The organism is Sphaerisporangium sp. NPDC049002 (assembly GCF_040649355.1).
Classification (GTDB): domain Bacteria; phylum Actinomycetota; class Actinomycetes; order Streptosporangiales; family Streptosporangiaceae; genus Sphaerisporangium.
In genome coordinates, this window is the sequence record NZ_JBEZFH010000478.1 from 1 (window position 1) to 1,030 (window position 1,030).

Here is a 1,030-nt window from a genome sequence, read left to right on the forward strand (position 1 = left end):
TCGTCGAGGTCGTCGGGGGTGGGTGGGCCGGTGCGGGTGTGGATGCGTTGTTTGAGGTCGGCGTTGTTGAGGAGGCCGAATTCGGGGTTGTTGATGAGTTCGTGTTCTTGGCGTTCGCGGAGGGCTTCGATGGTGAGGCGGAGTTGTTGGTGGGTTTGGTTCATGGGTTGGTTGTAGAGGTCGGCGACGCGGGTGTGGATGCGGAGGATGGTTTGGGCGACGCTGAGTTCGTATTCGCGGGGGGTGGTTTCGTAGTCGACGAAGGTGCCGGGGAGTTGGGGTTCTCCGGCGTGGCCTGAGGTGATGTGGATGAGGGCTTCGCCGTGTTTGTTCTGTGGGGGCCGGGGGTTGGTCTGGTGGTTTTCGATGTGGGTGCGGAGGGTGGGTGATTGGGTGAGGAGTTCTTGGAAGGTTTGGCGGGGGAGGGTGAGGGTGGTGGTGGGGGTGACGGCTTTGATGGTGTGTTCCCAGGTGTCTGGGTCGGTGGTGGTGAGGGTGTGGTCGCCGTAGTAGTCGCCGTCGGCGAGGACGCCGAGGATGGTGTGGTCGCCGTATTCGCCGGTGCCGATTTTGTTGACTTTGCCGTGGGCGATGAGGATGAGGCGGTCGGCGGGTTGGCCGGTTTCGGTGATGGTGTCGCCGGGTTCGTAGTGGTTTTGGGTGAAGCGGTTGGCGAGGGCTTCGAGGGTGGTGTCGTCGTCGTAGTGGCGTAGGGCGGGGAGTTCGCGGAGTTCTGGGGGGATGACGCGGATGTCGCTGCCGTGGTTGGTGAAGCTGAGGCGTCCGTCGCCGATGGCGTAGCTGAGGCGGCGGTTGACGCGGTAGGCGCCGCCGGGGGTGTGGACCCAGGGGAGCATGCGGAGCAGCCATCGGGAGGTGATGCTTTGCATCTGCGGTTGCGACTTGGTCGTGGTGGCCAGGTTGCGTGCCGCTTGGGTGGCCAGGCTCTGCTGGGTCTGGCCGTTGTGTGTGTCTGTTCTCGCGTCGGTTGTCTCGGTCACAACCCACACCACCAATCACTGTCGCGCTG

Annotated in this window: 1 protein-coding gene; it reads right to left on the bottom strand. The window is 63.9% G+C overall.

Annotation, left to right across the window (positions count from 1 at the left end):
• A partial coding sequence (locus AB0B89_RS36640; RefSeq protein ID WP_358562449.1) for a family 2B encapsulin nanocompartment shell protein occupies positions 1–1,001 on the bottom strand: 1,001 nt, incomplete at its 3' end.
• Between the last annotated feature and the right edge of the window lie 29 nt (positions 1,002–1,030).